This is a genomic window from Nocardia sp. CC201C (genome assembly GCF_030010695.1).
Lineage (GTDB): Bacteria > Actinomycetota > Actinomycetes > Mycobacteriales > Mycobacteriaceae > Nocardia > Nocardia otitidiscaviarum.
In genome coordinates this window covers 1-6,647 of the sequence record NZ_JASCXP010000415.1, presented here as the reverse complement: position 1 = coordinate 6,647, position 6,647 = coordinate 1, and the positions used below count along the sequence as shown (strand labels likewise).

Annotated in this window: 8 protein-coding genes; 5 read left to right on the top strand and 3 right to left on the bottom strand. The window is 68.1% G+C overall.

From position 1 onward, the window contains the following. Positions 1-278, top strand: a 278-nt coding sequence (locus QK444_RS30245) for a DNA polymerase (RefSeq protein WP_282785520.1), incomplete at its 5' end; no start/stop codon positions are given. Between the two features lie 104 nt (positions 279-382). Further along, positions 383-1,684: a TerD family protein gene (locus QK444_RS30240; protein ID WP_282785521.1), complete on the top strand. Its 1,302-nt coding sequence runs from the start codon at positions 383-385 to the stop codon at positions 1,682-1,684. 7 nt (positions 1,685-1,691) lie between these two features. On the opposite strand, the gene QK444_RS30235 is transcribed toward QK444_RS30240, so the two are convergent. Continuing rightward, positions 1,692-2,075 (bottom strand): hypothetical protein, encoded by a 384-nt coding sequence (locus QK444_RS30235; protein ID WP_039819121.1) that lies wholly within the window; start codon positions 2,073-2,075, stop codon positions 1,692-1,694. Between the two features lie 265 nt (positions 2,076-2,340). Between QK444_RS30235 and QK444_RS30230 the strand changes: the two genes are divergently transcribed. After that, positions 2,341-2,955, top strand: coding sequence for a cutinase family protein (locus tag QK444_RS30230; protein WP_143981646.1), 615 nt, complete (start codon positions 2,341-2,343; stop codon positions 2,953-2,955). A 19-nt stretch (positions 2,956-2,974) separates the two neighbouring features. Here the strand turns inward: QK444_RS30230 and QK444_RS30225 are convergent, their stop codons facing one another. After that, entirely contained in the window at positions 2,975-3,442 is a 468-nt protein-coding gene (locus QK444_RS30225; RefSeq protein WP_282785519.1) for a hypothetical protein, read from the bottom strand. A 263-nt stretch (positions 3,443-3,705) separates the two neighbouring features. Here QK444_RS30225 and QK444_RS30220 point away from each other — a divergent pair, with 263 nt between their 5' ends. Continuing rightward, complete coding sequence (locus QK444_RS30220) at positions 3,706-4,947, top strand: cytochrome P450 (RefSeq protein ID WP_282785518.1); 1,242 nt, start codon at positions 3,706-3,708, stop codon at positions 4,945-4,947. Positions 4,948-5,024: 77 nt separating this feature from the next. Further along, positions 5,025-5,507: a GtrA family protein gene (locus tag QK444_RS30215; protein WP_282785517.1), complete on the top strand. Its 483-nt coding sequence runs from the start codon at positions 5,025-5,027 to the stop codon at positions 5,505-5,507. Positions 5,508-5,512: 5 nt separating this feature from the next. Here the strand turns inward: QK444_RS30215 and QK444_RS30210 are convergent. Further along, the coding region (locus QK444_RS30210) for an FtsX-like permease family protein (protein ID WP_282785516.1) at positions 5,513-6,647 on the bottom strand (1,135 nt) is incomplete at its 5' end.

Below are 6,647 nucleotides of genomic sequence, written 5' to 3'. Positions count from 1 at the left end.
TCACCCGCAATTTCGTCGTGCAGGGCAGTGCCGCCGACTGGACGCTGCTCGTCCTCGCGGGTCTGCGGCACAGCATGCACCGCGCGGGGCTGCGCGCGGAACTGGTCTTCTTCCAGCACGACGAGGTGATCGTGCACTGTCCGAAGGAGGAGGCGGCGACGGTCGCCACGGCGATCACCGAGGCGGCGGACACCGCGGGCCGGATCGCGTTCGGCCGCACCCCGGTGCGCTTTCCGTTCACCACGGCGGTGGTGGAGTGCTACGGCGACGCCAAATGAGGGGGAGGGACCTCCTCGTGGGCGACGGCCGGCGTCGCGTCGGTGGTACTCCACGGTGCCGGGGGCGATGGGCGGCCGGATCGTATATGTTGACTGCCGTGGGGATGATGAAGGGGGCCAATGTAGCGGTCCCGGCGAACACGGTGCGGGTCGAACTGGGATGGCAAGCGGGCCAGGGTGTTCCGGATGCCGACGCGTCAGCGCTGCTGCTGGTGGGCGGAAAGGTCCGCTCCGACGCCGATTTCGTGTTCTACAACCAGCCCGCGCACCCGTCCGGGGCGGTTCGGCACGAGGGCAAGCAGCAGGGGCCGACGGTGCTGGATGTGCTGTCGGTGCGGCTGGCGCAGGTCGAGCCGCAGATCGAGACCATCGTGCTCGCGGCTTCCACGACCGGCGGGACCTTCCGGCAGTTCCGCGGCCTGTACGTGCGGGTGCTCGATGCCGCGAACGGCGCGGAACTGGCGCGTTTCGACAGCGCGGACGCCACCACCGAGACCGCCTTCGTACTCGGTGAGCTGTACCGGCGGCAGGGTGCCTGGAAATTCCGGGCGGTCGGACAGGGGTACGACTCCGGATTGGCGGGATTGGCAACGGATTTCGGCATCTCCGTCGATGACGAACCCGCCCCCGCGCCGCCGCATACGCCGCAGCGGCACACACCGCCGCAGCCTCCGCAGCAGTACGTGCCACCGCCGCCCGCGCCCCATCAGCCCACGCCGCCGCCCCAGCAGCAGTTCGCGCCGCCCCCACGCCAACACACCCCGCCACCGGTTCCGGTCAACCTGACCAAAATATCCCTGACCAAGGAAGCCCCCAGCGTCTCGCTCACCAAATCGGGTGTCACCGGCGGCACCATGCGGGTCAACCTGAACTGGACCACCGCCCGTGGCGCTGGCCTGTTCGGCCGCAAACGCAACAGCCTGGACCTGGATCTGTGCTGCTTCTACGAATTGATCAACGGCGCGATCGGTTCCGTGCGCGCGCTGGACCGACGCTTCGGCGACCTGCACAACCCGCCGTTCATCCGACTTGACCAGGACGACCGCACCGGTTCCAGCGCCACCGGTGAAAACCTCGACATCAACCTGGATTTCACCAAATTCTTCCGCCGCATCCTGGTGTTCACCTCGATCTACGAGGGCGCCAGGGATTTTCGGGGCGTGCAGGCAACCGCGACCCTGTACCCGGTCAACAGCGCCCCGATCGAGATGACCTTGGACGGCTGCGTCGACGATTCCCGCGACGCGGTCCTCGCGGTCATCGAGAACATGAACGGCGAACTGGTGGTCCGTCGCGAGTGCGCCTTCATCCGCCCGCCGGCCGGGCAGCCGGGGGCGGGTGTCGCCGAGATCGCCCGACTCTACAACTGGGGCTTCGACATCCGGGCCGGACGCGGCAAGGACTGAACGACCGTCACGGGGTGTCGAGCACGCTGGCGGGCACCCCGTAGGGCAGGAAGCGCACCCGGCGGCGAGCGTCGGTGTTGTCGCGGTGCGCGCGCAGGGCCTCGAGTTCATTGGGGAACACCTGGTCCACCCGTGCCCCGCCGTCTTCCTCGATGGTGTAGATGGCCCACACTCCGCTGCCGGTCTCGCCGGTGGTCTCGCCCTCCGGCTGCGGCGGCCGGGGCCGCTGTGGCGCGACGAACTGGCCCAGCAGGGATGTCAGCGGATTCGCGCTGGTGCGGTCGAGGTACTCCGACGCCTTGTCGAGCAGGTCGCGGATTTCGATGCCCGCCTCCCGCAGGGCGCGTTCGAAGTCTTCCGGATCGACCCCGAAGGGCCCGTTGTTCGCCATCGCATCTACTCCTGGGGGACGAATTCGGCGCTACGCCCTCAGTGTCCTCGCGCGGCGCGGTCCGCGCCAGGGAGCCCGGCCCGGAAAATGTCCGGCAAGTCCGGACCCGGATGGGGCCGACGGCCCGCGACATCGCGTAATGGCATCGGAGCGCGCGGCCTGTGTAACCGTTGTGCCAGGAATCAAGAACACCAGCAATTTCCGGGTACCCGGGGCTGAAGCCGGGCCGGACCCGGAGACCTGACAATTTCAGAAAGTTACGACCATGCGTAGAGCAACGGCGCTCTTCGCCGCATTACTGCTGGCATTTTTCCTTTCCATCGCACACCCGATGAGCCCGACCGCGCACGCCGATCCCTGCGGCGGCGACTGGGCCATCGGAATCGGCGGCCTCGGGGACAACACATCGTCGGTGTTCGTCCCGTTCGTGAATCAGCCCGTCGGTTACAACTCGCTCGACCCGATGTCGGGGTTGAACGAACTCGACCGGCTGTTCTGGTCGCATCGCAATCAGTGCCCGGGTGACCACATCCGGCTCATCGGACACAGCGAGGGCGCGGGCATCCTGCACGCCTGGGTCACCGCGCATCAGGATGTCGGCAATGCCAATGCCATTCTGCTGTCCGATCCGAAACGGGCTCCCGGCCCCGGGTGGGGCGGATTGTCGTCGACTCCCGGCAGCGGCATCGTCGGATATCCGCTGGCCGGTGTCGACGATTGGTTCGGCGGCTTCCCGGTGCTGACGGTGTGCAACCGTGACGACCAGATCTGCGATACCTCCGCGGGTTGGTGGGGCTACCTCTTCGGTGGCGCGCACAGTCGTTACGATTTCAACGTGTGGAATTACGGCCCTTGGGATTCCGGCGTCTGGTACCGGTAATCGGTAGCGGTCATGGGGATCAGTAGCCATGCGGCACCGGTCCCCATTGACTGAATCCATGCCCCATCGAGGTGCACACGGCCGCACCCGTGAAAGTGATTTGGCAGGTCGCCCCGGCATGGGTGACCGACATCCTCGGGTCGTGAAAGTTCACCGCCGCGAGTCGCGGCAGCGGCGGATTCCCGCCGGGCAGCGTATGACTGCCATGGGAGTTCCATTGGGGATGCGCGGGCCACATGACGGAATCGATGACGATGGCGGGCACATGGGGCAGCGGAATCTGCATACCGGCGAAGAGCACGTTCATCGACGCGGCCGGAACCTCCAGGTCACAGCCCACGGCGCCGGTCGAGCGGATCGAACAGTGCCACCCGCCCATGGCGAAATACGCGGTGTCCCCGACCAGTATCGGGCCGGGCGCGCGCTCGGCGTGGGCCGCGCCCGCGCCGAACACGCAGACGACGAGTCCGAGAATTACTCCGCACATTCGTGCGGCGGCAACCTTCGCAGCCGTGCACACCGGCTTCTCCCTGTGATGCGCAGTGGATATCAGGCCCGTTCGACCATAGCCAGAAACTATCACTATACGGCGGAAAGGCGGGTTTTCCGCCTAGGGGGCTTGCACGAAAAATCCTCGCCGATTTCGGCACATTCGGGCAACCGCGTCGGTAGGGTGGCCCCGGTCCGCGTCCAGGATATGCGGTGTTCGGCAGCAGTGAGGTGTCGTGCGCCACAGGGAGCCACTTGTCGATGTCAGATTCGCTGCCCGTCCATCCGTCGCATACCGCGCCGTTCGAGGTGGTCGGCCAGCGTGTACCGCTGTACGCTCCGGAATTCGCCGCCGACCCGCATCGGGCCTACCGGGAGATGCGACAGCAGTTCGGGGCGATGGCACCCGTCGAATTGGCCCCGGGCATACCCGCCACCCTGGTGCTCGGATATCGCACGGCGGTGCGGATTTTCAATGATCCGGACCGTTTTCCGGCCGATCCGCGGATATGGCAGGAGCGCGTGCCCGCCGACTGTCCGGTACTGCCGATGATGCAGTGGCGGCCCAATGCCCTGCGCAATGCCGGTGTCGCGCACGCGCGCTACCGGCAGGCCAATACAGCGGGCCTGGCCGGTATCGACCAGTTCGCGCTGCCGGGCATCGTGGAGCAGATCGCGGTACCGCTCATCAATGAGATCTGCGTGGCGGGTGCGGCGGATCTGGTGCGCGACTATGCCTTCCCGCTGGCATTCGACGTGCTCAACCATCTGCTCGGCTGTCCGGTCGATATCGCCGCGCAGGCGGCCGAGGGTCTGCGCGCCATCTTCGAGGGCATCGGCGCGGACCGCGGCAACGGCATGCTCGTGGACGCCCTGTCGCGCCTGGCCCGGCAGAAGCGGGCGCAGCCCGGCGACGACATCACCACCCGGCTGCTGCGCCACCCCGCCGACCTCAGCGATATCGAGATGGTGCATCAACTGGCCACGCTCTACGGCGCGGGCATCGAGCCGCAGCAGAATCTGATCGTCAACGCGCTCTTGCTGATTCTGCTCGACGGCCGATTCGGCGGGGACGTGCTCGGCGGCAGTCTGTCCACCCGCGACGCCCTGGACGAGGTGCTGTTCGACGATCCGCCGATGGCCAACTTCTGCATCAGCTTTCCGCGGCAGCCCGTCGTACTCGACAATGTCTGGCTGCCCGCGCATCAGCCGGTCGTCATCAGTATGGCGGCCTGCAACACCGATCCGGAGATCCGCTCCGGGCAGCTCGCGGGCAACCGCTCCCATCTGGCCTTCGGTGCGGGTCCGCACGCCTGCCCCGCCAGCTCGCTGGCGTACCTGATCGCCCAGGAGGCCATCGACCAGCTCCTCGACGCCCTCCCGGACATCCGCTTGGCGGTGCCGTCGGATGAACTGTCCTGGCGGCCCGGCCCGTTCCACCGCGCCCTGACCGCTCTCCCGGTCACCTTCACGCCCGCCCCGCCGCTGCCGGAGCCCTGGTAGTCGGGCACCACCGAGCGCACAACCGCTGTTGGCCTCGTGATCACCCGGTCGCCACCTGCCGCTGACACCGTGAACGGGTGCGGATCGACATCCCGGCGGCGCGGCCCAGCGACTCGGCCCCGGTGCGGTGGTTTCACCGGGTGAGCTGGGGTGTGGCCGCCCGCCTGCCGTTCGGGCTGGCCCGCGTGGTGCCCCCGACCTTCGTCGGCTACCTGCTGGTGAGCGCCTGCACCTTCACCCTCGACCTGCTGCTGATCACCGCCCTGCACACGGGCTGGGGCCTGCCGCTGCCGATCTCGGTCACCCTCGGGTACGTTACGGCGTTCGCCACCAGCTTCTTGTTGAACCGGGTGCTCAACTTCTCCTCGCACGCCCCCGTCGGCCCCCAGCTGGCCGTCTACATCGTGGTGGTCACGGTGAACTATCTGGTCTTCATCCTGGGCGTGACCAGCGGTCTGGCGGCCCTCGGCGTGGAATACCACCTGGCCCGCATGGTCGGCGGCCTCGGCGAGGGCCTCTACCTGTACGCCTGCATGCGCTGGTTGGTCTTTCGCCGGTGACGCGGCTACTGGGCGCGTTCGCGCACGACGCGCGCGACGTCGATGCCGCGCACCATGCGGGTGCCCGGTAGCTGGGACAGTGCCGACGCGGCCAGCACCGCCGCGATCGCGAGCAGCGGAGCCGTCCAGCCCATGGCGAGTTCGATATCGAACATGTCGCTGTCGAAGGAGTTCAGGAAGGCCCGGGCGGACAGCAGACCGGCGGCCAGGCCGAGGGGGACGGCGAGGGCCGTGGCGGCCAGATTCTCCAGGGCGAGCATGGCGGTGATGCGGCGGGCGGGGACGCCGGTGGCGCGCAGGGTGGCGAGTTCGGTGGTGCGCTCGGTGAAGCTGACCGTCATGGTCACGTAGATGACGGTGAAGGCCAGCACGGCACCCAGGACCAGCATGACGATGACGAAAATCCAGAACAGGCCCAGGAATTGGTCGAACTGGGCTTGCAGGGCGTGGGTGTCGGTATAGGCCGTGACGCCGGGCATGCCGGTGACGGCCGCCCGCACCGCGTCGCGATCGGTGTCGGGGGCGAAGCGCAGCAGATACCCCTGCATGCCGGTGCCACCGATCCGTTCCGCGGTGTCGGTGCCGGCATAGGCGAAGGTGCCCAGCGGCTCGTCGACCAGCCCGGCCAGCCGGATATCCTGTGGTGCGCCGAAAGCCGGTGTGACGGTGAGGGTGTCGCCCACCGCGACGTCCAGGCGGTCGGCGAGCGCGCTCCCGGCGACCAGGCCGTCGGCGGGCAGGCCGGGAGCACCCGCGGCGGTGCGGAAGCCGTGCATGGTGGTGTCGGGCGGCAGACCGTTGAGTGCGGTCGAGTACGAATTCCCGTGGGCCGCCAGCGTTACCGGCGTGACGCTGCCCGCCTCCACCGCGACGACGCCGGGTACTGCCGCCAGTTCGTCCGCCAGCCGCGGGTCGCGGCCGTCCACCAGTACGGTGGCGTCCTGCAATTCGATGACATCGAATTGCAGGTGCAGCACATTGCGCATGCTGGTGATCATCCCGACGGAGGTCAGGATCAGTACCAGCGCCAGCACGGTGCCGGTCATGGTGGCCAGGGTGCGGCGGCGGCCACGCGCCATGGAGCGCACGGCCATCCGGACGACCACGGGTATCCGGGTCCATCGGGCCGACAGTCGCGCG